The sequence below is a fragment of the Bradyrhizobium sp. AUGA SZCCT0182 genome (assembly GCF_018130185.1).
Lineage (GTDB): Bacteria > Pseudomonadota > Alphaproteobacteria > Rhizobiales > Xanthobacteraceae > Bradyrhizobium.
The window spans coordinates 1-23,901 of record NZ_JAFCLY010000039.1 but is presented as its reverse complement, the minus strand read 5'-3'; the positions used below and the strand labels follow the sequence as shown (position 1 = coordinate 23,901).

The following is a 23,901-nucleotide window of genomic DNA, read 5'->3' as shown; positions in this document are numbered from 1 at the left end:
GTGATGAGTGTTGGTGCCTTCAAGCTGCAATCCCTGATGGATCATTGAAGCCGTCCCGCAAGCTCTGACAGCATCTTGCCGAGTGCGCGTTCGTCGTTGGCGACGCCGAAGACGTAGTGGTCCGGCCGGATGATCGCGGCCCGGCAGCCATGGCGGTCGAACCAGGCTGCGAGAACGCCATCTTCTTCAGTGACGGCGTCGTGCCCGGCCTGATCTGCCGCGTCAGCAGGACGGACGCGGATCAGTCGCATGCCAAGCCCGGTCAGGTGCGCCCGCACATCAGCGGTCAGATCCGGCGCGTTGCGCTGGTCCAGCACAAGCCGCCATCCAGCGCCCGCAGTGATGTCGAGCAGACGCCGCCCTTCTGCCGTTCTGATCCAGGGCTGCGGAAACAGCGTGCCGTGCGCCGGATGCAGCGGGAACGCCAGCAGTCCTTTCTGAAGCGGCGGCACAATCTCCTGGCGGGTGAAGGTGCGGGGAAGCCCGCCGCCTTCGGCAAGGATGCTGATATCGCGCGCCGCGGCCGCGACGGGATCGCGCTCGCAGATCACATGCCCGATCGCCTTGATCCGGGTGGTGAGTTGGCGAACATGCTCGCTTCGCTCCTCGCCATAGGTGTCGAGCAGCGCGGCGCCGGATCGTCCTTTCAGGACGCGATCGAGCTTCCAGACCAGATTTCCGACGTCGCGAATGCCCTGGCACATGCCCTGGCCGATAAACGGCGGCTGCTGATGCGCGGCATCGCCGGCGAGGAATATGCGGCCCCGCCGCCACTCCTCCGCAACGAGCGCATGAAACCGGTAGCTCGCCGCACGCCACAGCGTGGCGTCATCAGGCCCGATCCATCGGCTGAGCAGCCGCCAGACTTGTGCCGGCGCTTCCATCTCACGGGGATCTTCACCCGGCAGCAGCATGATCTCGAAGCGGCGATGATTGCCGGGGCCGACGATGAACGACGTCGGGCGCGACGGATCGCAGAATTGCGCCGCCGTCTCCGGCAGCTTGCCGAGTGCGGCATCGTTGACCCGGAGATCGACGACAAGCCAGGGCTCATCGAATACGAGGTCTTCGAAGGTGATGCCAAGCGCTTGCCGTGTTCCGCTCGAGGCGCCGTCGCAAGCGATCATATAGTCGGCGGTGACCGAACGCGTCGCTCCCTTGTCGTCGCGCAGTTGCAGCGACACGCGCTCCGGCGATTGGTCGAAGCCGATGAGCTCAGTTCCGAGTTCGACGTCGACGCTGTCATAGGCCGCCGCGTGCGCGCGCAGCGCCGCCTCGACCGGCGGCTGCGTGAACACCATGCTGGGGGTGTATCCAAGCGGATAGGGTTCGGGAACCATATCGATCCGGCGTATCAGCTGGCCCTTGGCGCCGAAATGCTGCGAGGCAGGAAACGGTGCGATGAAAGGCAGCACGCGCTCCGCGGCGCCGAGATTGTCCAGCAGGCGCAGGATCTCGTGGTCGATCGCAATCGCGCGCGGCTTGTCGTAGACGTCGCGCTGACGGTCGATCGCCAGGGTACGGATGTTCCTGTCCCCGAGCAGGCTGGCCGCGATGGCGCCCGACGGGCCGTGACCAACCACGACCACTTGGAAATCGCTCCGGTGCTGCTCTGATGAAAGCGTCACTCAGGACTCCAGTCGAGATTCTAAAGCGAAGCGGATCGGGCGGTTAAGCATCGGCGTAGAGCACGGCCGTCTGGGCCGCCTTGACGTGATCGGCCTTGGGAGGGGCGATGCCCCAGTGATCTGTCCTGCCTGACGGCCAGACCCATTCCGACGGCCCGCGCACCACATAATTGTCGTCGACCTGCAGAACTTCGGCGGTGTATTCGATGACGATCCCGACCGGATCGATGAAATAGGCGAAGACGTTGTCGCCCGGGCCGTGGCGGCCGACGCCCCAGGCGATTGGAAATCCGGCGTCGATCATGCGGCCCGAGCCGCGCATCACAGCTTCCAGGTTCGGCATCATGAAGGCGACGTGATTGAGTCCGTTCACGGCGGCGTCGGCGATGACGATCGCATGGTGGTCGTCATTGCAGCGGACGAACGCCATGGCCTTGGTGCGATCCGTCAGGCGAAAGCCAAGCGCCCGCTGATAGAACGCGGCCAAGCCGTCGACATCCCCAGCGTTCAGATTGACGTGAGCCAGTCTCGTCGGCCGGTTCGCGGACGGAAGAGATGCGGCGTGCCGCATGTCTCCGTAAACAAAGCGCAGCACGCCGCCGCCGGGTGCCCGAATGGCCATGACCGTCCCGCCATCGGGACCGGAATTTTGGACAGGGCCATCGAGCAGCGTCGCGCCCTGCTGCTGTGACGCCGCAGCGATAGAGTCGAACTCCCCATCGGAATCCAGTCGGAAGGTGACAGCCCTGAGCGCAGGGCGATCGCCCTGCCGCAGGGCAACCACATGATGATCGGTGCCGCTGGCCCGCAGATACGTGACGCGGTCGTGACGCGTCACCAGATCAAGCCCCCAGACGGACGTGTAGAAATGCTCCGACCGGCCGATCTCAGGCGTTTCGAGCTCGACGCTGCGCAATGCCGTGACGGGAAAATGGGTCATTCCGTAGCGTGCTCCCAAATCCGGGAAACGTTGAGCGTTGTCGCAAACAGCGTGGCTTTCGGTCCCGCTGGTCGTTTCCTCGGTTCTTGGAGACTCCTAACCTATATAAAATGCGCTTAGCAACAGTAATTTATATATTACGTACGAATACGAGAAAGTGTATACAATGAAATCGGACACCGGGTTGGGGACCGAAAGGAGAGTTTGGGCGTGGTCACCACATCAGCGCTTCGCTTGGCGTCCGTTACGCCATCCTCCACGCAAGCGAGCACGGTCTATGATCGGCTGAGGGAAGACCTGCTTTCGGGGAGGCTTGAGCCAGGCCGGAAGTTGCAGATGCGTTTCCTGACCGAGACGTATCAGACCAGCCAGACGCCTTTGCGCGAGGCGCTCAATCGCCTGGCGGCCGATGGCCTGGTCGAATGCCGCGAACAGCGCGGGTTTTACGTCGCGGACATCAGCCGGAACGAATTGATTGAACTGACCAAGACCCGGTGCTGGGTCGAAAGCCTTGCGCTGCGGGAATCCATGGCGGCCTCGACGCCGCAATGGGAAGAGCTGCTGCTGCTCGCGGAGCATCGTCTGGCCAGGACGCCTCGTTCGCTCAACACCGAACGCTTCGAAGACAATCCGGAGTGGGAAAGACTGCATCGCGTCTTTCACAGAACCCTGATCGGAAATTGTGGATCTCAATCACTGATCGCATTTTGCGGACAACTTGCCGACCAGCTGTACCGATATCGGCGTCTGTCGATCCAAAGGGCCTTTCCATCGAGGCACGTGAGCGACGAACATCAGGCGATCATGGCGGCCGTATTGAGCAAGCAGGCGGACGATGCCGTGGCCTTGCTGACGGCGCATTACAATCAAACGGCCGAAGTCATCCTGAGGGATCAGAAGATATTCCCGGAATTGCAGAACGACGGCGAACTCGCATAGGCCGCGCGTCGTGATCAGACGCCAGCCGCTGGCGTGCTTGAAAGCTCAAGCCTGCAGCTTTCTCTGCGCCATTTCCGCCGCAAGCAGGATCGCAGCATGTGCGGCGCCGATCCCCGCGATTCCCTTCCCGGCGATGTCATAGGCCGTTCCGTGGGCCGGCGTACAGATCGGAAACGGAAAGCCGCCCAGCAGCGTCACGCCACGATCGAAGCCCATCAGCTTCATCGCGATCTGGCCTTGGTCATGATACATCGTCAGCACCGCATCGAATGCGCCGCCTTTGGCGCGCAGGAACACGGTATCTGCGGGAAACGGGCCTTCGGTCGCGATCCCGTCAGCGCGCGCCTCTTCTACCGCGGGACCGATCGCGTCGATCTCTTCCCGCCCGAAATTCCCGCCATCGCCGGCATGGGGGTTGAGACCGGCGACCGCAATGCGCGGACGCTTGAATCCGGCTGACCGCATCGAGGCATCCGTTAGCCGCAGCGCGCGCAGGACGCGTTCCCTGGTGATGTGCGAAGCGACCTCCGCAAGCGGGATATGCGACGTGACGCGGGCATTCCAAAGCCCGTCCAGTACGTTGAATTCGCTTGCCGGGCCGTCTAATCCGACCACGTCGGCCGAAAAGCTGATCTCGTCGTCATAGACGGGATGTGCAAGCCGCATGGCATTCTTGTTGAAGGGCGTAAAGCAAACGGCGTCGGCCCGGCCGTCACGTGCCATCGTCAGCGCTTGACGATAATTCGCCAGCGCAAACCGGCCGCCTTCGGCTGTCGCGGTGCTTCGCGCGACCAATGCCGGATCGAGATGGCCGAGATCGATGAAAACCGGGGCCCGCTCTTCCTTCGAGAGATCGGCGTCGGGCGATGCGGATATCAGGTCGAGCTTTACCGCGGCAACGCGCGCGCCATCATCGAGGACGCGGCGGTCACCGATGACGACGATCCGGGCCTTGGCGACGACGTTATCGAGAGCAAGGAGCCGGGCCGTCAGTTCCGGGCTGATGCCGGCGGGGTCGCCCATCGCAAGCGCTATGATCGGTCTCATCAGGATCTCCGGGGCCTTAATCTAGGGTCAAATTGTTCTGTGCGACGATCATGGCTTCACCTCCGACCGCGGCATCATCCGGCCGATCGTTCGCCAGATTGTCGGCATCAGCAGCAGGGCCGCGCCAAGCAGGATCAGCGTTGTCACCAGCGGTTTGGCAAAAAATATTCCGAGCGAGCCTTTCGACATCAGCATGGATTGGCGAAACGCGTCTTCCGCCTTGTCGCCAATCACGATCGCGAGCACCAGCGGCGCCAGCGGATAATGAAGCTTCTTGAACAGATATCCGAGCACACCGAATCCCATCATCAACATGACGTCGAGATAGGAATTGGAAACCGAATAGGCTCCGACGGTGCAGATGATGACGATCACAGGCGCAATGATGAAGAACGGCACGCGCATCAGCGCCGCGAAGATCGGTACCGTCAGCAGCACCAGCACCACGGCGACGACGTTGCCGAGATACATCGAGGCGATCAGTCCCCAGACGAAGTCCTTCTGCTCGACGAACAGCATCGGTCCGGGATTGAGTCCCCAGATCATCAGGCCGCCCATCATGACGGCCGCGGTCGCCGATCCCGGGATGCCCAGCGACAGCATCGGAAGCAGGGCGCTGGTGCCGGCGGCATGATCCGCGGCTTCCGGAGCGACGATGCCTTCCGGCTCGCCCTTGCCGAAATTCGCGCGCCGGGGCGAAAGACGCTTGGCGATGCCGTAGCTCATGAACGATGCGGCGGTCGGGCCTCCCGGCGTGATACCCATCCAGCAGCCGATCGCCGCGCTGCGCAGCAGCGCCCAGCCATGTTTCGGAAGACCCACGAGCGTACGGAAGACTTCGCGCCATTCCACCTTGGAGGAGATCGCCTTGACGTGAAATTCCTCTTCCACGGCAATCATCAACTCGCCGATCCCGAACAGGCCCATGACGGCGACCACGAAGCTGACGCCCTTCACCATCTCGTCGATGCCCATGGTGAGCCGCACGCTGCCGGAGACCGTGTCGATCCCGACGGCCGCCAGGGCGAAGCCGATCGCGAGCGATACCAGCGTCTTGATCGGCGGCGAGCCGCCCATCCCGATGAAACTCGCAAACGCCAGAAAATAGACCGCGAAATATTCCGGCGGCCCGAAGGCCAGCGCCACTTGCGCGACCCATGACGCCGCAAGCGTAATCAGAACGACACCGGCGAGCGCGCCAAAGGCAGCCGAGCCGAACGCCGTCGCCAGCGCCGTGGTCGGCCTGCCGTCGCGCGCCATGGGATAGCCGTCGAACGTGGTCGCGACCGAGGATGGCTCGCCTGGAATGTTGAACAGGATTGAAGTGACCGAGCCGCCGAACAAGGCGCCCCAGTACATCGACGAGAGCAGGATGATGGCCGAAACCGGCTGCATTCCGAAGGTGAGCGGCAGCAGCAGCGAAACACCGTTGGGCGCACCGAGGCCGGGCAGCACGCCAACGAGAATGCCGAGCAGCACGCCGATCACCATCAGGAAAATATGATTGCCTGACAGCGCGATGCCAAAGCCGTGCATAAGAGCTTCGAGATTTTCCAACGAAGCGCTCCCTTAGAAGCCGAACAAGGTGCCGAGCGCGCCGCGCGGCAAAGAGATCTGGAACGTCAGCTCGAACATCAGATAGAGCGCCAACGCCGCCCCGATCGCGGCGACGGCCGCGAGCAACAGCGAGCCGCGCCTGTGCCAGGCCAGCACTCCGAACACATAGAGCGCGGCGGCCGGATACATCCCGATCAGCGGAATGACCCCGACAAACACCGCGGCCGGGACGAACAGGATCGCCAATCGCCTGAACTCGCTTGGCCCGAGGATGACGGCCCGCGCGTGCAACCACCCCTGCACGAGATTGAACAAACTGCCGGCCAGGATGACGAGGCCGACGATCAATGGAAAGGTGTCGGACTCGACACCGGCGGCGGACCAGCCGATGCCGTTGTCGAGGCTGGAGACGATCACGGCTGCGCCGAACGCCCCGGTGATGAGCGCCGTCGCCGCTTCCAGACTGCGTCCAGAGACCATCGTCCGAACTCTAGTTGGAGATCAGCCAGCCTTCATCGGCGGCAACCTTGCGGGTGCGTTCGATATCTTCCTTGATGAACTTGTTGAAGGCATCACCGGTCAGGAAAGTGTCGGTTTGCGACGTCCGCTCGATATATTCCTTCCATTCCGGCGTGGCCTGCACCTTCTTCATCAGATCGACATAGAAGGCGGCCTGATCGGCGGTCACCTTTCCCGGCAGCCAGACTGTACGCGGTTGCTGGAATTGGGGAATGGCAAGGCCGGATTCAACGCAGGTCGGGATGTCGTGCCAGTTCTGCGTTGCCGTGACCTTGGGTCCGTCGGGCAGGCGCTGCGGGCTGAAGGCGCATAGCGGGCGCTGCGTGCTGCCCTTCCACTGTCCGATGCTTTCGCTGGGATTGTTGACGTGGGCGTCGATATGGCCGCCGGCCAGTTGCACCGCGGCTTCGGCGCCGCTCTTGAAGGGAATGTAGACGAATTTCACCTTGGCCGTCTTGTCGATCATGCGGGTGAGCGTTTCGTCGGTGTCCTTTGATTGCGCGCCGCCCATCTTGACATCGCCCGGCGGCTTCGCGGCAACGGCTTTGAGGAAATCCTGCACGTTCTGGTAGGGCGCGTCCTGCTTCACCCAGAGCAGGAATTCGTCCTGCACCATCGCGGCAATCGGCGTCAGGTCGGTGTAGTTATAGGCGACCTTGGAGACCATCGGCTGGTTCCACGCGTTCGATGTGCCGAACACGACCTTGTAGGGATCGCCCGCCATCGCCTTGGTGTAGGTGTAGCCCTCGGCGCCGCTGCCGCCGGCCTTGTTGACGACGACGATAGGCTGCTCGACCAGCTTATACTTGGTGATGATGTTCTGGACCGCACGCGCAAAATTGTCCGTGCCGCCGCCCGGGCCTGCCGTTGCAATGAATTCGATCGGCTTGGCCGGTTGCCACGCGGCATTCGCCGCTCCCGTGAGCCCAATGGCGAGACCGAAGGCGATCGCAGCGAATGTCGGCTTCTGAGACATCTAGTCCTCCCGTGTAGCTCTGATTTTTGTTTTCTTGGTCTTGGTGTCGTCTCAGGCTTTTGCGTCAGCCCGCTTCATCCCTTGCAAACTCCGGCGCGGCAATCGCGCCTTCCTTGTGAAGCGCTGCAATTTCGTCGGCGTCAAAGCCGTAAGCGCCGAGGACTGCATTGGTATGCTCGCCGTAGAGCGGCGCGCCCGACCGCACCTTGCCGGGCGTCTGCGAGAACTTGATCGGCAATCCAATCGTCTTCACGCTGCCGAGCGTTGAGTGCTCGACCTCGACCACCATTTCGCGCGCGATCGTCTGCGGGTCGGCGAGGGCCTGCAGCATGTCGTTGACGGGGCCGCAGGGGACGCCGGCCTCCTCAAGCGCAGCCAGCCAATACTCGGCGGATTTGGTTTTGAAGCGCGCCGTGAGCACGGCTTCCAGTTCCTTCAAATGTCCCATTCGATCGGCGCCGGTCGCAAACCGCGGATCCCGCGCCAGTTCGATCGCGTCAAGCACTTCGAGCGTGCGCATCCAGTTTTTCTGGTTGGCGCCGCCGACCACGATCCATTTGTCTGATGTTTCGAACGCCTGGTAGGGCGCATTGAGCGGATGGGCCGAACCCATCGCCTGCGGCGCCACGCCGGTGGCCATCGCGATGGCGGCCTGCCAGTAGGTCTGAACGAGGGCGGCCTCGAACAGGGAGGTTTCGACCCATTGCCCCTCGCCGGTTTTGAGCCGGTGGGCATAGGCGGCGAGGATGCCCATGGCCGCGAGAATTCCAGCCGTGATGTCGGACAGCGGCGCGCCGCATTTGACCGGTGGTCCGTCGGGCCGCTCGCCGGTGAAGCTCATGATGCCGCTCATCGCCTGCGCCACCAGATCGAAGCCGCGGCGATGCTTGTACGGGCCGGTGCGGCCAAAGCCGGACAGCGAGCAGTAGATCAGGGCAGGGTGCGCCTTTTTGATATCGGCGTAACCGAAGCCGAGCTTATCCATCACCCCGGGGCCGAAATTCTCAACCAGCACGTCTGCCGATCCGATCAGGCGCCGCAGCACCTTTGCGCCGCCCGGTGTCTTCAGATCGAGCGCAATGCCCTTCTTGTTGCGGTTCATCATAAGGAATGAGGCCGCCACGTCGCCGATCCTGGGAGGGACCATGTAGCGGGTGTCGTCGCCGGCCGGAATCTTTTCGATTTTAATGACCTCGGCGCCCATGTCTGCGAGCATCAGCGTGCAGGTCGGGCCCGCCATGACGTGCGTCAGATCGACAACCTTCAATCCACTCAGGGGGCCCATGGTTTCTCCCGCAATGTTGTTGTTCTTGTTGCTTAGTCACCAGTCCATTGCGGCTGGCGCTTGTTGAGGAAGGCATCCATGCCTTCGCGGAAATCCCGGCTTTGGTAACACATCAGGATCAGGTCCTCGTCTTCGGCCGGCTTCGGCTGCGCGCGAAGCAGCGCCTGCTTGGTTGCGCGCAGCGTCAGCGGGGCGTGACCTGCGACAAGCCGCGCCAGTTCATCGGCCCGCCGTTCGAGGGCGGAAAGATCCTCAACGACTTCATGCAGCAGGGCGATGCCGGCGGCCTCTTCGGCTTCGATCAGGCGCGCGGTAAAAATGATCTCCTTGAGCCGCGTTGCCCCGATCAGGCCCGAGAGCCGGCCGATACTGGATGCCGACAGGCAATTGCCGAGCGTGCGCGCGATCGGAAACCCGAATTTCGCGGTCCCGGTGCCGATGCGCAGATCGCAGCATGCGGCGATCGCGGCGCCGCCGCCGGTGCAAGCGCCGTTGATCGCCGCAATGGTCGGCACCCGGCATTGTTCGAGCGTGGTCAGCACGCGGTCGATCCTGGCTTCGTAGCCGATGGCGTCTTGCGGAGTCTTGAACGCGCGAAACTGGTTGATGTCGGTGCCGGCCGCAAAAGCCTTGTCGCCTGCGCCGCTCAGGATCAGCACCTTGAGGCTGCGATCGCCGGCGGCGGCGTCGCAGATCGCGGCCAGCCGCTCATACATGCCGAAGGTCAGCGAGTTTCTCGCCTGCGGCCGGTTGAAGATGATCCGGCCGATGCCGTCGCGGACCTCGTAAAGCAGGTCTGTGTCTGGGGTGACGTTTTCATTCATATTCTTGACAGACCCCTCAGGATGGAACCTCAGTTTGGCTGTAGAGGGCATTTTTGAATGCAAAAACTATCAAATGCAACAGGATTCTGGTCGAATTTGCTTGGTGCGGATCATTTTTGCATTCAAAATGGTTCCATCGAGTCGACGAGGAGAACCTCGATATGATGCATGACGAGGTGGTTTCCCGCCTCAGGCACGTCTTGACGGAGGGCGAAATCCCGCCGGGTGCGCGCATTCCGGAGCGCGAGCTGTGCGCGTCGTTCGCGATATCGCGGACCCCGCTACGCGAGGCGCTCAAGGTGCTCGCGGCCGAAGGGCTTGTCGTGCTGCTGCCCAATCGCGGCTCTCGCGCCGCCAAGCTCACCCGAAAGGACGTCAAGGAGCTGTTTGAAGTCTGCGAGGCGCTCGAGGCCGCGGCCGGTGAGCTGGCATGTCCGCGCATTTCCGATGCGCAACTGCGCGAAATTGCCGAGCTGCAGGCCAACATGGTCGAGCATTATCGCGCGCAGGATCTGCTGTCGTACTATCGCTGCAACCGGTTGATCCATGAGGCCATCGTTCGCGCGGCCGACAACGCAGTGCTTGCCGGCTTCTACGAGTCGATCGCCGCAAGGATACGGCGGGCACGGTTCATCACGCCGATGTCCCCTGAGCATTGGGCGCTCGCCATCCAGGAGCACGAAGGAATCCTGAACGCGCTGCAGCGGCGCGACGCCGGCGGGCTCGCCCATATTCTGCGTAACCATCTGCGGCGCAAGCGCGAGGAAGTCGTCCGGGCCGGCTTCGCCGAGGGTGAATGATCGCTGTCGTCCAACTGGTGCAGCCGCACCACTGCTCTCTTACATGATCTGCGCCGTCACGATCCCATAGAGAATGAACACCACGCCGAGGCCCCAGACCATCGCGGGAATCTGCAACCTGCGGCCCATGGTGACTTCCAGCGCCAGATAGCTCAGCGTTCCCAGCGCCATTCCGTTGATGAGGTTGTTGGTCAATACCGTCACCAGCAGCGTCAGTACGATCGGCGCCGCATTGCCGAGGTCCATCATGTCGATGCGCGCGAGACCCTGCATCATCAGGATGCCGACCAGCACCAGCGCCGGCGCGGTCGCCTGCGGCGGAATGATCACGAAGACCGGCCAGAAGAACAGCGCGAGGCAGAAGAAAGCGGCGACCGTCAGCGATGTCAGACCGGTGCGCCCGCCGGCCTGCACGCCGGTGATGGATTCGATGTAGGCGGTGACCACCGAGGTGCCGAGCAGCGGTCCCACGATCGTGGCCGTCGCATCGGTGGCGAAGGCGGCCGTGGCATTGGGGATCGACCCATCGGCCCGGCGCAGATTTGCGGCGCCCGTCACACCGATCAATGTGCCCAACGTCGAGAAGAATTCGGCGCAGAGGAAATAGAACAGCAGCGGCAAGGCCACCAGGAAATGGGTGAAGAGATAGCCGACATCGAGCGCCATGAAGGTGCTGGTCGGCCAGCGCGGCCAGGACAGGATCGCCGAGGGCACGGAAGTCACCATCTTGCCGTTCGCGCCGGGAACGAAAAGGCCGATCAAGGTCAGGGCTGCGATCGACAGGATGAGGGCGCCGGGAACGCGCTTTGCCACCAGAACCGGGGTCAACAGCAGGCCGGCCAGCGTCAGCAGCATCGCCGGGCTGCGCAACGATCCCATGGCGATGAAGGTCGAAGGATTTTGCACGATGAAGCCGGCGCCACGCAGTGCAATGAACACGATCAGCGTACCGACCGCGGCCTGGATGCCGATCTTCATCACCTCAGGAACGTCCCTAGCGACCCGCTCGCGAAGCTTGGAGAGGCTGAGGATCAGAAACAGCACGCCGGTGAACGCGACCATGGCCAGCGCCCCCTGCCAGGGCATGCCCATCTGCTTCACGATCACATAGGTAAAGATGACGTTCGAGCCCATCGCCGGCGCGACCGCGAGCGGCAGATTGGCGGTGAGCCCCATCATGACGCAGCCGAAGATCGCCGCGATTGCTGTGGCGCTGACGAGATCGGCGCGGTCCATTCCGGCGCCCGACATGATAGCCGGGTTCACTGCGATGATATAGGCCATCGCCGCGAAGGTGGTCGCGCCGGCGATCACCTCGCGCCCGACGCTGGTGCCGCGTTCGGTCAGGCGGAAGAAACCGTCGATCGAGCGTGCAGCGGGAGCCGATGAAGTGGCGGCATTTGCTGCGGTCGGACCGGAGGCCAGTTGCGGCGGTGTCATCTCGTTCATGGTGTCCCCTCCGATCGTTGCCGTCACCAGACCACTGGATGCGGCTGGCCCGTCTGCACGTTGATGAAACCGAGCGGGGCCTGCTCGCATGGCGCGACCAGCACCCAACTCCACGGCGCGCAGGTCAGGGTCGCGAACATCAGCCGCTCCGGAAATCCCGGATACCAGCGCGGCCGGTAGGTCGGCTCGAACATCCAGTCCACCTTGCGGCCCTCGGCGTAGAGCGCCTGCATGTCGGCATCGAGCGCTTCGGCGGGACGGCAACTCATCAAACCGCCGACCTCGAACCGGACGGTGGCCGCGAGTTCCCCCTCGCGCACCAGAGCCCAGCCGCCCTGCAGTTCGACCAGCGCGTTGACCGCCTTGGCCATCGCGGCGTCCGAGGAGCCCACGACCCAAATGTTGTGCTTGTCGTGCGCCACCGAGCAGGCAACCGCCGTGTCCGGCGTGCGCGGTCCGCAACCGCGCCAGAACATTTTTGAGACGCGGCCATCGCCGGAAAAGCGGTCGACGATCGCGAATTTGGTGATCGCCTGACTCTCGTCCCGCTGTACGGCGCCGCCCTGCACCGGCAGTTCGAGGGTGTAGAAATCAGGATGCCAGTGGAACGGCCGGATAACGGCGGCCTTCATGGTGGCGCGGCCGGGCTCGGCGGCGAGCGCGAAATCCTGCGGCTCGATCGTGCGATTGATATTGACCGTCCTGGTCGCCCATTCCGGCCAATTGATCTCCGGAACCGGGCCGATGTAACGCTTGCCGTCCGACACCTGGGCGCCGTCGGCCCATACTTCGGCGATATCGAGCTTGCCGACATCCGACAACAGCACGACGTCGCCGAAGCGGCCGGGCGACAGGCTGCCGACATACGGGGTGAGGCGCATGTGGCGCGCCGGATTAATGGTGAGGCATTGGATCGCAATTTCCGGCGCTAGGCCGGCCTCGATGGCGAGACGTGCATTGTGATCGCTGGCGCCGGTTTCGAGCGTGTGGCTGGCGCTGCGGTCGTCCGTCGTGAACGCGATCTGCGACCAATCCTGCAGGCCCCGCGCGAGCAGCCACGCGACGATCTCGGCCATCGCGTAGACGCGCAATTCGATGAACAGGCCGCGCGTCAGCTTGTCCCAGGTTTCCTCCGGTGTCTGCACTTCATGGTCGGAGGCGAGCCCGGCCGCGGCAAAGGCGTTGATGGACGGTAGGTCCCGCAAGCCTGCCGCATGTCCTTCGACGACGCCGCGCGCCGCGAAGGTCGCCTCGATCATGCCCCAGATCCGCGCGTAGGACGGATTGTCCGGATTCCATACCGCGGGCCAGTCCATCACTTCATCGAGCCCGGTGACCATCAGGCTCTGGCCCATGAAATGCGCCTGCTCCTTGCCGCCGTACCAGCCGCCGCCCCACTCATAGGCGGTGGGCGGCACCGCCGATCCGGGCTGGGGAAAGATCTTCAGCGGCGACCCGCGCCGGCGCGCCTCGAACCAGAATTCGAGATTGCGCTCACCGTTGACGTTGGAAAACTCGTGGCTGGCTTCGCAGGTCCAGGTATTGCCGCGCGGCAGCACCAGCGCTGCCTCCCATTCCGGCGTCAGATGCGAGCTTTCGATGTGCTTGTGGACCTCGCCGAAGCCCGGAACGGCCGCCAGATTTGGCCGATGCACACGTTCGCGGACCTCACCGGGATAGCTGCCCGCCGGTCCGACCCAGGCGATGCGGCGGCCCTTGAAGACGATCTCCTGGTCCTCGCTCCAGCTCCGGCTGTGCACGTCGAGCAGGCGCCCGACCCGCAAGGCACGATCGGCCGGGCGGCGGCCGAGGGCCGTCAGCACCAGGTCCTGACGGATGCGAATCTCGTCGCTTGCATTGATCAGCAGATCGTCCGGGATCGCGTTCAGGGGTGCCATGGCTCTGTCCTGTTCCTACGCCGGTGGTTTTGCGGCCGCCGTCCGTTTTCGCTTTGATTGACTGTCCTTGTCGGAAGACAGTCGTGCGGCGGCCGCGTCCCGCCGGCGAACGTCCTTCAGCAGCGTGGTCAGTGCCCACTCGATCGCATCGGCGATCTCGGCGCTGGACATGCCGAAGTCCTCGCGCAGCGCGCTCCACGCCAGCACGTTGTTGAGATAGGTCGCGAGCGCCTCGGCTTGACGAGCCTCCTTCGGCTTCAGGTGCCGCGTCAAAGGCGCCATCGCCTTGCGGTGATGTTCGATCAGACGGCGTCGGAAGTCGGCCCGCATGGTGCGGCCGGCCCGGGTCAGGGCGATGGCGCGTGCCAGATGCGGATGCCGATCGAAACTCCGACACAGTTTGCGAAAGATGCCGGGCAGTTCGTCCGGCGAGGTGAAGGGAACGTAGCCGAATACATTGTTCTCGATCCATTCGCCGGCGGCGGCGAGAAGCTCCGCGCGGGTCTTGAAATGCCGGTAGATGGTGCGCTCGGCGACCTTGGCGCGCTTGGCGACATCAGCCATGGAAACGTCGTCGCCGGCTCCGTCCGCAAGGGACTCGACAAAGGCGGCAACGATGCGCCCGCGCGTCAGGGCGGCGTATTCGTCGCGCAATTCGGAGCTCTGTCGCTTTACTGTACTCATGTCATAACTATGACATCAGCGGATTTGGCGCGGCAAGGTCAGATTTTAGGCATTGACGCCGCGTAAGTGTGCGGCTGGTTCGGCTGGCCGGAAAACAACAAGGTGGAGGCGATGGGCGATGCCTTCGCGCGCACGTCCTCGCCCGAGGAGCTGAAGAAGATCGCGGCCGAGATCCAGACCGAAGTCTATGATCAGGTGATCGATATCCCGCTCGGGCAGTATCTCGTGACGGCTGCGTGGCGCAAATCGCTGTCCGGCGTCCTCGACGGCCCGGCGACGCCGGTGTTCTGGAATGTCGACAAGTCGGAGTGACGGACGCGCGCCGGCTGTGCGCGCGATCATCGCAAGCTGACTAAAACGATTCCATTTTCAAACGCTTCTAAACTGGACGCGCGCTATCGGCCTTGAGGGCGTTCTGCGCGGATTGCATAGTGTCGGCATGATCGTTTCTGAACCGCGTTGATGCCGCATATCTACGACCACATTTTCGAGCAGTTCCGCATCGTCGATCCCGATGACAATGACAGGTCGATCGTGGAAGATTTTGCCAGCCGCACGCAATGGCTGGAGACGCCGGGCTGCCTTTTCCAACGCAACAATATCGTGCTGGGCAGCCGGATTCGCACTGAAGGTGTCATCAAGGCAGGGCTTTTTGTCTCCGTGATACTCAAGGGGGCAGGGAGCGGCCGGGCGCGCAAGGGCGCCACCCGGATCAACTATTCGGATGCTTCAATCGTGGTCATGGCGCTCAGAGAGCCGACGTTGTGGGACGGCGATGCGCCCCGCGGCGCGCACATGCAGGCGGCCGGCGTCGCCTTTCCGATCTCGTCCCTGGAGCGGCTCGGAATGATGGATGAGTTCATCGGACTGTTCGACACCAGGGACCAAAACGTCTTCGTCGCTTCGCTGAAGGCGTCGCCCCGGATCAAGGCCATAGCCATGGAGATGCTTTCCCCGGTGGCCGACGGCCGGAACGCCGAGCTGCTGCTGTCGGCGCAAGCGACCGAGATGTTGGCCCGGGCCATGCTGGCCCTGCGCGGCAACGAGGGCGTCAGTCTGGTATCCGACCATAAGCGTTTGCGCCTGCAGGCGGTCAGGGAGCTGATCGAATCCGATCTGCGGCATCCCTGGACGATTGCCGAGCTGGCAAGGCACGCCGGTGTCAGCCGCCGCTCGTTCACCGCGCAATTTCATCGGGTCTATGGCGTCAGCGCATCGGAATATCTTCGAACCAGCCGGCTGAAATCGGCGCGCGAAGCCTTGCTGCATCAGGGATTGTCGGTCACCGAGGCGGCCTATGCCGTGGGCTACGCCAACCCGGCGAATTTTTCCACGGCGTTCCGGCGGCATTTTGGCTACGTGCCGAGCAGCTGCCAGCGCGACGGACTGTCCTGACCTCATCGACATTCCCAAGGGGGAACCGGGCCGCCTGCGTGGCGGCCGGCGCCACCGTGCCGCACCGATGCGTGACCGGCGGAGTATTCCAACGTCGAACTTGGAGAGTGTCGACGCACGATCAAAGGTTTTTTGCGCATACGCAAAGGCATCCAAGAATCAAATCTGGTCTCTCGTGAACGGGGAATAGTGAACGGGGTGAGACTGATGCGTGATTCTGTACAGCCGTCGGCGTGGGGCGCGGCGTCGAAGGCGTTCTTCTGCGTAACCGTATTCGGGTTGAGCATGCAGATCGGGGAGGTTCACGCGCAGTCCGGCCAAACCTTGCCACCCGTCACCGTCGATGCCCCGAAGCCGCAAGCGGCGCGTCCGGCACAGCCTTCCCGCCGCGCGGCGCGGTCGCAGACGGCGACGCGGCGCGTTGCGGTTCCCGCCCAGCAGCAACCGGTGCAACAGGGTGCTCGCGGCGGCGCCGGCGAACGCGCCACCGGACCCGTGGTCGGCTATCTCGCCAATCAAAGCGCCAGCGGCACCAAGACCGACACGCCTATTCTGACCACGCCGCAGTCGATTTCGGTCGTCACCAAGGATCAAATCGCGGCACAAGGCGCCCAGAACATTGTCCAGGCGCTGCGTTACACGCCAGGTGTCTCGCTCGATACGTATGGCGCCACGACCTTCTTCGACGCCATGAAGCTCCGTGGTTTTGACGTGCCACGCTATCTTGATGGTCTGCGGCTGCCGATCGATCAGGGAACGCAGTTCGCCAACCCGAAGATCGAGACATACGGCCTCGAGCGGCTGGAAGTGCTGCGCGGGCCGTCGTCGGGCCTTTACGGCCAGACTGATCCCGGTGGTCTGATCAACATGATCAGCAAGCGCCCGACCGCGACGCCGCAGCATGAGATCGTCGGCACCTTCGGTTCGTTCGATCAGTTCCAGGGCGCGTTCGACACCTCGGGGCCGATCGACAAGAACGGCGAATTTCTCTACCGCCTCGTCGGTCTGGGGCGAAGCACCGGCAATCAGCAAGACTTCGTGCACGAGAACAAGGCGTTCATCGCGCCCAGCCTGACCTGGCGGCCGACCAACGACACGTCGTTCACATTCCTCTCGCACTATTCGAACATCCAGAACAAGGGATGGCAGCAATATGTGCCGGGCGACGCGGCGGGGCTGGCGCCCAATCCGTTTGGCCGCATTCCCTATAGCCGCTACATCGGCGAGCCCAGCGCCGACCGTTTCACGCTGGAACAGTTTTCGGTTGGCTACGCCTTCGAGCATCGCTTCGACAACAATCTGCAATTCCGCTCGAATTTTCGCTACTTCGACGTGTCGCAGGATCTGGCCGGCGTCCGTTCCGAAGGCCTGCTTCCCGATTCCAGAACCGTGCTGCGCTCGTTCAACTACTTGAACTCCGCCGCGCAGAACGTGGCGCTGGACAATCACGTCCAGGCCGATTTCGCCACCGGTCCGCTGCTTCACAAGGTGCTCGTCGGGTTCGACTATAACCGCCAGGCCTCGACCTCGGACTACAAGTTCGCGATGATCAACTCGATCGACGTATTCGCGCCGGTCTATGGCGCGCCGATTCCGGCGGCGAATACTCTGCCGTCCTTCATCAAATCCGCGACGACGTTGAACCAGGCCGGCCTGTACCTGCAGGATCAGGTCAAGCTCGACCGCTGGACGTTGACGATGACGGGACGGCAGGACTGGGCGCAGGCGGAAACCGTCAGCACGGGTTTCTTCCCGGCGCCGGGCACCTATCTTCAAAATGACCGGGCCTCGACCGGGCGCGTCGGCCTGAACTATCTGTTCGACATCGGCCTGTCGCCCTACGCCAATTATTCGACCTCGTTCGTGCCGATCTCGGGCACCGACCAGTTCGGCAGCCCGTTCAAGCCGACGACCGGCGAGGGCGCCGAGATCGGCGTCAAGTTCAAGCCGGTCGGCTCCAACCTGATGCTCACGGCCGCGGTATTCGAGGTGACCCAGCAGAATGTGCTGACGAGGGATCCGGGCAATATCAACTTCAGTGTCCAGACCGGCGAAGCCCGCGTGCGCGGCATTGAATTCGAGGTGCGCGGCAACGTGACGAGGGAACTGGAGCTCGTCGGAGGCTACAACATCTACGATCCGCGGGTGACCAAGAGCAACGACGGCTTTGTCGGCTATTATCTCGTCAATACCGCGCTCCGGCAGGCGTCGCTGTGGGCGAAATATACCTGGTACGACGGCCCGCTGGCCGGGCTCGGCATCGGCGGTGGTGCCCGCTATGTCGGCGCAAGCTATGGCGATGCCGCCAACACGCTCTTTATCCCGGACTACACCCTGTACGACGCCGCCATCAGCTACGACTTCCAGTATCTGCGGCGCGACCTGAAGGGATGGAGCGCGCAGGTCAACGCGACCAATCTCACCAACAAATATTATGTCTCATCCTGCCTGACGGCGATGCCCTATTGCGGCCTCGGTGCGGCGCGTACGGTGCTGGGTACGTTGAAATACGCCTGGAACTAGCTGATCATGACGCCAGCGACACGATCTCTTCGCAGATGGGGCGCCGTCCATAAATGGACGAGCCTCATCTGCACGATTTTCATGCTGCTGCTGTGCATCACCGGCCTGCCGCTGATCTTTCACGAGGAAATCGACGAGCTCCTGCACAGCCAGGTGAAGGCGGCGGATGTGACTCCCGGCACGCCTTTCGCCGATCTGGACAAGCTGTTGGCCAACGCATTGGCGAATGCGCCGAAGAATATGCCGGTGCCGCATTTCCTGATCTGGGACCGCGACGATCCCAACGCGATGTTCGTCAGCGTCGGCGAGTCCCTCACGTCAGACCCGACCAACAACCGCTTCGTCCGGATGGATTCGCATACCGGCGCCTATCTCGATTCGCCCGATGTCACCGGGCGCTTCACCTACATCATGCTGAAGCTGCACACCGACATGTTTGCGGGTCTGCCGGGCAAGCTGTTCCTTGGCCTGATGGGGATCCTGTTCTGCGTCGCGATCATATCGGGCGTCGTGGTCTACGCGCCGTCGATGCGGAAGCTGGACTTCGGCACCTACCGCAGCCAGCGTCCGCGCATCGTGCGCTGGCTCGACATCCATAATCTGGCGGGCATTCTGCTTGTGATGTGGACGCTGGTGGTCGGCTTCACCGGCGTGATCAACACCTGGGCCGACCTTGTCCTGAAGATGTGGCAATACGGCCAGCTCGCCGAGATGACATCGCAATACCGCGATCGCGCGCCGCCCACCAGGCTGACCTCGCTGCAATCCGCCGTCACCGTCGCGACGGACACGGTGCCGGGCATGACGCCGAGTTTTGTGTCTTTCCCCGGAACGATTCTCAGCAGCAAGAGCCACTATGCCGTCTTCCTGAAGGGCGACACGCCGGTGACCTCGCGCCTGCTCAAGCCGGCCTTGATCGATGCGGAAACCGGCAAGCTGACCGACAGCCGCGACATGCCCTGGTATGTCACGACCCTGTTCATTTCGCAGCCGCTGCATTTTGGCGACTATGGCGGCATGCCGCTGAAGATTCTCTGGGCGCTGCTCGACGTGCTGACGATCATGGTGTTGGGAACCGGAGTCTATCTCTGGCTGCGCCGGCGCAAGACCGGCGTCAGCGTCGATCGCGCCATCGCGCAGGGGTCCGCCATCGATACGCCCTTGCTGTCCCGGTGATCGCTTGAGAAATCATCGCAACCTGCGGCAAATCTTTGCGCTGCCGATCCTGATCGGCATCCTCTCCACCGTGGGCCTCGTCGCGGCCCTCGTCGGTGACGGCTGGTGGGACGGCCTGTCCTGGAGCTCGCTGTCCCTGCCGGTGTTGCTGTATTTTTTCTTTACCATCCGCAGACAGGCGACGTCGCGCGATTAATTGCTGCGACATTTGTGTGACGCCGCACCTGCCAGGAAATCTGCCTAAGACAAATTGCCAAGAGAAAGTCGTCTCCATGGCAAACTTCCGACACATGATGGCGGCGAAAAGGGGCTCTCCGACATGACGCTGGCGCGGCGGCAAACCCGGTTCCGGTTTTGCCGTCGTGCGCATTTTAGAAGGGGCCTCGATGTCGCACAAATTTCTGCCCTCGCTCCTGCTCGCTTGTGCGCTGTTTGCTTGCCCCGCGGCGCTTGCCCAATCCAATACCGCGCCGACCGCCACCGCCCCGGCAACCAACAACGCCAGCGCGCTGACGCCTGATCAGGCGAAGCGGGCGCTGGAGACGTTGCAGGACGACAAGAAGCGCGCACAGATGATCGACACGCTGCGTGCGATTGCGGGGGCGTCTTCATCGCCGCAGGCCGCCGAGCCCGCGCCCGAAGCGAAGCCGGCCATCCCGCTCACCGCTGATAGTCTTGGCGCGCAATTGCTGTTGACGGTCTCCGAACAGGTCGGCGAGATATCGCGCGAAGTCACCTATCTGGTGCGGTCGGTGACGCATTTTCCGGCGTTCTATTATTGGTTCCTGCGAACCGTCAACGATCCCGCGGCTTACGGCCAGATATTCGACATCGCGTGGAAACTGGCGCTGGTGTTCGGCTGCGCTTTCGCCGCCGAATGGCTGGTGTTCCGCCTGATCAAGCGGCCGGTGGCGCTGTTGGAAGCGCGGCTGCCGCAAACCGCGCGCGCGCCGGCGCAGACGCTGGCAATGGTCGATCCGCCATCCTCCGCGGCTGACGTCACCGTGGAGCCGGCGTTGCACCGGCGGCGTCTCAGCCTGGCGCGGGCCTGGCAGTCGCTGATCCGGTTGCCGTTCGTGCTCGGACGGCTCGCGCTCGAACTGCTGCCGGTATTGGTCTTCGTCGGCGTTTCCACCATGCTGCTGAGCACCGAGATCGGCGATCGTCCGACGGTCCGGCTTGCGATCCAGGCGGTCGTCAATGGCTATGCGCTGTCGCGCGCGCTGATCTGTGCTGCGCGGGCGCTGGCCGGGCCGTACGGCCTGTTTCGGGTCCGCGCCGAGACCGCGGCCTATGTCGAGATCTGGGTCCGGCGCATCGTCGCGGTCGGCGTGTCCGGCATCGCCTTTGCAAACGTGGCGCTGCTGCTCGGGCTGAGCCGCGGCGGCTATGCCGCGCTGCTGCGCCTCGTGATGCTGGTCGTGCATCTCTTTATCGTCGTCATCATCCTGCAATGCCGCCGCCCGATCGCCGACGCCATTCGCGCGCCGCACGGTCGCACGGGCGCCGCCGCCCAGATACGCAACCGCATTGCCGGTGTGTGGCACTATCCCGCAATCGCGCTCGATCTCGCGCTCTGGACGGTGTGGGCGCTGCACATCCGCAACGGCTATTCGCTGTTGTTGCAGTATTTCGTCGGCGGCATCGCCGTCATCCTGATTGCGCGATTGGCGATCATCGTGGTGCTGAGCCTGATCGACCGCGGCTTCCGCATTCGCCCCGAGATGTCGCAGCGCTTTCCGGGTCTGGAGACCCGCGCCAATCGCTATCTGCCGCTGCTGCGCAAGATCGTCGCTTCGGTCATCGGCTTCATGGGCTTCCTCGCATTGCTCGAAGTATGGGGCATCGACGCCATCGTCTGGTTCTACGGCGGGCAAATCGGCAGCCGTCTGCTGTCCGCGGTGGTGACGATCGGCATCGCGGCGCTCGCGGCCGCCGCGATCTGGGAGATCGCCAACGCGCTGATGGATCGTCAGGTCAATGCGCTGTCGCGCGAGGGGCATTACGCGCGCGCGGCGCGGCTGCGCACGTTCCAGCCGATGTTGCGGACCGCGCTATTGTGCCTGATCGTGACGGTGGTCGGCCTGACCACGCTCAGCGAAATCGGCGTCAACGTCGCGCCGCTCTTGGCCGGCGCCGGCATCGTCGGCATCGCCATCGGCTTCGGTTCGCAGAAGCTGGTGCAGGACCTCATCACCGGGCTGTTTCTGTTGTTGGAAAACACCGTCCAGGTCGGCGACAACGTCACGGTGTCCGGCCTGTCCGGGACGGTCGAGAATGTCTCGATCCGCACCATCCGGCTGCGGGCCGGCGACGGTTCGGTGCACATCGTTCCCTTCAGCGCGGTGACGACGCTCACCAATTCGAGCCGCGGCGCCGGCAATGCGTCCGTCAGTGTCAATGTGTCCTACAAGGAAGACACCGACCGGGCCGGTCAGATCCTGAAAGACATCGTCGCCCAAATGCGGCGCGAGGACGAATACCGCCACGCGATCCGCGGCGATCTCGAATTGTGGGGCGTCGACAAGGTCGACGGTTCGATGGTCTCGATCGTCGGTCAGATCCGTTGCACCGACAGCGGCCGCTGGCCGGTGCAGCGTGAGTTCAACCGGCGCATGAAGCAAAAATTCCAGGACGCCGGCATCGAAATCGCGTCCACGGGGCAAACCATCCTGATGCAGATCCCGCAGCCTTCCGAAGCGAAGCCGGAAGCGATGCCGCGACGCGCGGCCGGCTGATCGCGGCTATCAGGCCGTCCTAATACGCCCCGCGCGGTCGCCGTCCCGCAGGCGCCTGCGTCACGCCATAGTATGGATTGGTGATGCATTGGGCTGCGCGCCCCGATGCCGTCGCGGCGCACTGCGCCATCGAGGTAAAACGGCATATGATGGCGCTGCCATTGTGGCTGTAGGTCTGGATGCAGATCGGGTAGGCCGGATGATAGGTCTGCGCGAGAGCCGGCGCTGCGGTCAAAAGTGCCGCGACGGCCGTGACGGTCAAAGCCGGAATGCGCATGGGAGAGGTTCCTTCCTGCACGCATCGGCACCTCGAGCACGTGTGCGAGGGCCTGTGTCCTGATAAGGGAAACCCCGACCTCAGATATTCATTCCTCGCCACCCAGAAACCGCACCAGCGTCTCGTTACTGTAATTCTCTCCGACCGACATTGCACAGATGCGTGAGAGCTGTACGTAAGGCAGTCCGGTTTTCTCGGCCCATTCGTTGAACTGCGCCTGTACCTTGGCAAGATCGCGCTTCGACGTCACCGTCTCCGCGATATCGAGGCCGGCCTCGCGCAGGCACGCCACCATGTCCTTTGACGTGACGAAGCCGTCGAAGCCGAGAAAGCGCAGCATCATCTGGCCGGTGTTGCCGCCGAGCCGGCTACCGCGCTTGGCCAGCAGGTCGAGTAGTCCGATCTGGTCGGAGGAGGGCCAGTTCGCGAGAAACTTGCCGAAGCTGCCATGTTCCTTGGCGATCTCGCGCACGAAGGTCGCATTTGATCGCACCGACATGATCTTGGCGCCGTTGCGCACGATGCGGGTGTCCTTCATCAGCGCGTCCCAGAACTCATCCGCCTGCAGCGTCAGCGGCCCGGGCTTGAAGCCGAGAAACGCCTTCTCGAAGCCCGGCCATTTGTTCTCGATCACGCTCCAGGCAAAGCCGGCCGAAAACACCCGCTTGGTCATCTCGGCGAGAATGCGATCGTCGCCAAGTTTGGCGAGCGCCTTCGCCTCGGGCTTCGGCGGCAACAGCTTCTGCAGCGCCTTCGGCCCACCCTTGCGCTTCTCGGCGCGCGCGCGGATGGTCTTGAACGGAATGGTCATGTGAAAATCCTATCGTGGAACGAGCCAACGCTCCACCCGTCCGACGGGTCAACTCAGCCAAGTTCTGTCATTGCGAGCGAAGCGAAGCAATCCATGGCACGGCATAGCGACTGTGGATTGCTTCGTCGCTTACGCTCTCTTGCGCAAACGCGTTTGCGTTTGTCGCAGGCAATGACGTTGGACTGCGACAAAACAACCCGTCGGGCAAATCAGTTCGTATTTACAGAAATCGTGTCAAGCCCCAGAATAAAAAATATTTCTGTTTTACAGAATGGCAAATCAGGTGCATATCTTTGCCCATCCCGTCCCACTCAGAGGGCGTCGGCCGTCGTCACGGACGTTGGACGGGTTGCGGTGTACGCTGGTTTACGCCTCGACGACGGCGTGGATAAGCGTACGGCAAAACCGTGTGGTCCTGGCACCCGTTGCAGGTGT

At 63.1% G+C, this 23,901-nt stretch carries 20 protein-coding genes and 1 pseudogene; 8 read left to right on the top strand and 13 right to left on the bottom strand.

Going from position 1 to position 23,901, the window contains the following annotated elements; all coding sequences use genetic code 11:
- Positions 1 to 41: 41 nt before the first annotated feature.
- The gene (locus tag JQ611_RS31245; protein ID WP_212467600.1) at positions 42 to 1,628 is read right to left on the bottom strand and encodes a bifunctional 3-(3-hydroxy-phenyl)propionate/3-hydroxycinnamic acid hydroxylase; all 1,587 of its coding nucleotides are present in this window, start codon (positions 1,626 to 1,628) and stop codon (positions 42 to 44) included.
- 43 nt (positions 1,629 to 1,671) lie between these two features.
- Positions 1,672 to 2,568, bottom strand: coding sequence for a VOC family protein (locus JQ611_RS31240; RefSeq protein WP_212467599.1), 897 nt, complete (start codon positions 2,566 to 2,568; stop codon positions 1,672 to 1,674).
- Between the two features lie 234 nt (positions 2,569 to 2,802).
- On the opposite strand from JQ611_RS31240, the gene JQ611_RS31235 reads away from it, so the two are divergent.
- Positions 2,803 to 3,507: a GntR family transcriptional regulator gene (locus JQ611_RS31235; RefSeq protein WP_249133607.1), complete on the top strand. Its 705-nt coding sequence runs from the start codon at positions 2,803 to 2,805 to the stop codon at positions 3,505 to 3,507.
- A gap of 45 nt (positions 3,508 to 3,552) precedes the next feature.
- On the opposite strand, the gene JQ611_RS31230 is transcribed toward JQ611_RS31235, so the two are convergent.
- From JQ611_RS31230 to JQ611_RS31205, 6 genes are all read right to left on the bottom strand, one after another.
- The gene (locus tag JQ611_RS31230) at positions 3,553 to 4,554 is read right to left on the bottom strand and encodes a 4-hydroxythreonine-4-phosphate dehydrogenase PdxA (protein WP_212467598.1); all 1,002 of its coding nucleotides are present in this window, start codon (positions 4,552 to 4,554) and stop codon (positions 3,553 to 3,555) included.
- Between the two features lie 48 nt (positions 4,555 to 4,602).
- Positions 4,603 to 6,111 (bottom strand): tripartite tricarboxylate transporter permease, encoded by a 1,509-nt coding sequence (locus JQ611_RS31225; protein WP_212267924.1) that lies wholly within the window; start codon positions 6,109 to 6,111, stop codon positions 4,603 to 4,605.
- A gap of 12 nt (positions 6,112 to 6,123) precedes the next feature.
- The gene (locus JQ611_RS31220) at positions 6,124 to 6,591 is read right to left on the bottom strand and encodes a tripartite tricarboxylate transporter TctB family protein (protein WP_212467597.1); all 468 of its coding nucleotides are present in this window, start codon (positions 6,589 to 6,591) and stop codon (positions 6,124 to 6,126) included.
- A 10-nt stretch (positions 6,592 to 6,601) separates the two neighbouring features.
- Positions 6,602 to 7,606: a tripartite tricarboxylate transporter substrate binding protein gene (locus JQ611_RS31215; RefSeq protein WP_212467596.1), complete on the bottom strand. Its 1,005-nt coding sequence runs from the start codon at positions 7,604 to 7,606 to the stop codon at positions 6,602 to 6,604.
- Positions 7,607 to 7,670: 64 nt separating this feature from the next.
- Complete coding sequence (locus JQ611_RS31210; protein ID WP_212390258.1) at positions 7,671 to 8,891, bottom strand: CaiB/BaiF CoA-transferase family protein; 1,221 nt, start codon at positions 8,889 to 8,891, stop codon at positions 7,671 to 7,673.
- Between the two features lie 32 nt (positions 8,892 to 8,923).
- Complete coding sequence (locus tag JQ611_RS31205; protein WP_212467595.1) at positions 8,924 to 9,715, bottom strand: enoyl-CoA hydratase/isomerase family protein; 792 nt, start codon at positions 9,713 to 9,715, stop codon at positions 8,924 to 8,926.
- A 161-nt stretch (positions 9,716 to 9,876) separates the two neighbouring features.
- Between JQ611_RS31205 and JQ611_RS31200 the strand changes: the two genes are divergently transcribed.
- Entirely contained in the window at positions 9,877 to 10,515 is a 639-nt protein-coding gene (locus tag JQ611_RS31200) for a GntR family transcriptional regulator (protein WP_212390256.1), read from the top strand.
- A gap of 39 nt (positions 10,516 to 10,554) precedes the next feature.
- On the opposite strand, the gene JQ611_RS31195 is transcribed toward JQ611_RS31200, so the two are convergent.
- From JQ611_RS31195 to JQ611_RS31185, 3 genes are read right to left on the bottom strand one after another with little or no spacing between them, the layout of a single operon-like run.
- Positions 10,555 to 11,964: an NCS2 family permease gene (locus JQ611_RS31195; RefSeq protein WP_212267936.1), complete on the bottom strand. Its 1,410-nt coding sequence runs from the start codon at positions 11,962 to 11,964 to the stop codon at positions 10,555 to 10,557.
- Positions 11,965 to 11,987: 23 nt separating this feature from the next.
- Entirely contained in the window at positions 11,988 to 13,862 is a 1,875-nt protein-coding gene (locus tag JQ611_RS31190) for an adenine deaminase (protein WP_212467594.1), read from the bottom strand.
- Positions 13,863 to 13,877: 15 nt separating this feature from the next.
- On the bottom strand, positions 13,878 to 14,546 hold the full coding sequence (locus JQ611_RS31185) for a TetR/AcrR family transcriptional regulator (protein ID WP_212390254.1): 669 nt from the start codon (positions 14,544 to 14,546) through the stop codon (positions 13,878 to 13,880).
- A 72-nt stretch (positions 14,547 to 14,618) separates the two neighbouring features.
- On the opposite strand from JQ611_RS31185, the pseudogene JQ611_RS31180 reads away from it, so the two are divergent.
- The 6 genes and pseudogenes from JQ611_RS31180 to JQ611_RS31155 all read left to right on the top strand — a co-directional run.
- Positions 14,619 to 14,858, top strand: a pseudogene (locus JQ611_RS31180) (ABC transporter substrate-binding protein); the annotation flags it as partial.
- Positions 14,859 to 15,008: 150 nt separating this feature from the next.
- On the top strand, positions 15,009 to 15,941 hold the full coding sequence (locus tag JQ611_RS31175; RefSeq protein WP_212267944.1) for a helix-turn-helix transcriptional regulator: 933 nt from the start codon (positions 15,009 to 15,011) through the stop codon (positions 15,939 to 15,941).
- Positions 15,942 to 16,148: 207 nt separating this feature from the next.
- Positions 16,149 to 18,464 (top strand): TonB-dependent siderophore receptor, encoded by a 2,316-nt coding sequence (locus JQ611_RS31170; protein ID WP_249133598.1) that lies wholly within the window; start codon positions 16,149 to 16,151, stop codon positions 18,462 to 18,464.
- Positions 18,465 to 18,470: 6 nt separating this feature from the next.
- Positions 18,471 to 19,640: a PepSY domain-containing protein gene (locus JQ611_RS31165; RefSeq protein WP_212467593.1), complete on the top strand. Its 1,170-nt coding sequence runs from the start codon at positions 18,471 to 18,473 to the stop codon at positions 19,638 to 19,640.
- 4 nt (positions 19,641 to 19,644) lie between these two features.
- Positions 19,645 to 19,836, top strand: coding sequence for a hypothetical protein (locus tag JQ611_RS31160; protein WP_212390252.1), 192 nt, complete (start codon positions 19,645 to 19,647; stop codon positions 19,834 to 19,836).
- 190 nt (positions 19,837 to 20,026) lie between these two features.
- On the top strand, positions 20,027 to 22,378 hold the full coding sequence (locus JQ611_RS31155; protein WP_212467592.1) for a mechanosensitive ion channel domain-containing protein: 2,352 nt from the start codon (positions 20,027 to 20,029) through the stop codon (positions 22,376 to 22,378).
- 19 nt (positions 22,379 to 22,397) lie between these two features.
- On the opposite strand, the gene JQ611_RS31150 is transcribed toward JQ611_RS31155, so the two are convergent.
- Positions 22,398 to 22,655: a DUF3551 domain-containing protein gene (locus JQ611_RS31150; RefSeq protein ID WP_212467591.1), complete on the bottom strand. Its 258-nt coding sequence runs from the start codon at positions 22,653 to 22,655 to the stop codon at positions 22,398 to 22,400.
- An 88-nt stretch (positions 22,656 to 22,743) separates the two neighbouring features.
- The gene (locus JQ611_RS31145; protein WP_212467590.1) at positions 22,744 to 23,466 is read right to left on the bottom strand and encodes a DNA-3-methyladenine glycosylase I; all 723 of its coding nucleotides are present in this window, start codon (positions 23,464 to 23,466) and stop codon (positions 22,744 to 22,746) included.
- Between the last annotated feature and the right edge of the window lie 435 nt (positions 23,467 to 23,901).

What these genes read in the sequence shown, in the direction of transcription:
- JQ611_RS31240 (WP_212467599.1), bottom strand. Translation starts at nt 2,568, where the DNA reads ATGACCCATTTTCCCGTCACGGCATTGCGCAGCGTCGAGCTCGAAACG.
- JQ611_RS31230 (WP_212467598.1), bottom strand. Translation starts at nt 4,554, where the DNA reads ATGAGACCGATCATAGCGCTTGCGATGGGCGACCCCGCCGGCATCAGC.
- JQ611_RS31220 (WP_212467597.1), bottom strand. Translation starts at nt 6,591, where the DNA reads ATGGTCTCTGGACGCAGTCTGGAAGCGGCGACGGCGCTCATCACCGGG.
- JQ611_RS31215 (WP_212467596.1), bottom strand. Translation starts at nt 7,606, where the DNA reads ATGTCTCAGAAGCCGACATTCGCTGCGATCGCCTTCGGTCTCGCCATT.
- JQ611_RS31210 (WP_212390258.1), bottom strand. Translation starts at nt 8,891, where the DNA reads ATGGGCCCCCTGAGTGGATTGAAGGTTGTCGATCTGACGCACGTCATG.
- JQ611_RS31205 (WP_212467595.1), bottom strand. Translation starts at nt 9,715, where the DNA reads ATGAATGAAAACGTCACCCCAGACACAGACCTGCTTTACGAGGTCCGC.
- JQ611_RS31200 (WP_212390256.1), top strand. Translation starts at nt 9,877, where the DNA reads ATGATGCATGACGAGGTGGTTTCCCGCCTCAGGCACGTCTTGACGGAG.
- JQ611_RS31195 (WP_212267936.1), bottom strand. Translation starts at nt 11,964, where the DNA reads ATGAACGAGATGACACCGCCGCAACTGGCCTCCGGTCCGACCGCAGCA.
- JQ611_RS31190 (WP_212467594.1), bottom strand. Translation starts at nt 13,862, where the DNA reads ATGGCACCCCTGAACGCGATCCCGGACGATCTGCTGATCAATGCAAGC.
- JQ611_RS31185 (WP_212390254.1), bottom strand. Translation starts at nt 14,546, where the DNA reads ATGAGTACAGTAAAGCGACAGAGCTCCGAATTGCGCGACGAATACGCC.
- JQ611_RS31175 (WP_212267944.1), top strand. Translation starts at nt 15,009, where the DNA reads ATGCCGCATATCTACGACCACATTTTCGAGCAGTTCCGCATCGTCGAT.
- JQ611_RS31170 (WP_249133598.1), top strand. Translation starts at nt 16,149, where the DNA reads ATGCGTGATTCTGTACAGCCGTCGGCGTGGGGCGCGGCGTCGAAGGCG.
- JQ611_RS31165 (WP_212467593.1), top strand. Translation starts at nt 18,471, where the DNA reads ATGACGCCAGCGACACGATCTCTTCGCAGATGGGGCGCCGTCCATAAA.
- JQ611_RS31155 (WP_212467592.1), top strand. Translation starts at nt 20,027, where the DNA reads ATGTCGCACAAATTTCTGCCCTCGCTCCTGCTCGCTTGTGCGCTGTTT.
- JQ611_RS31150 (WP_212467591.1), bottom strand. Translation starts at nt 22,655, where the DNA reads ATGCGCATTCCGGCTTTGACCGTCACGGCCGTCGCGGCACTTTTGACC.
- JQ611_RS31145 (WP_212467590.1), bottom strand. Translation starts at nt 23,466, where the DNA reads ATGACCATTCCGTTCAAGACCATCCGCGCGCGCGCCGAGAAGCGCAAG.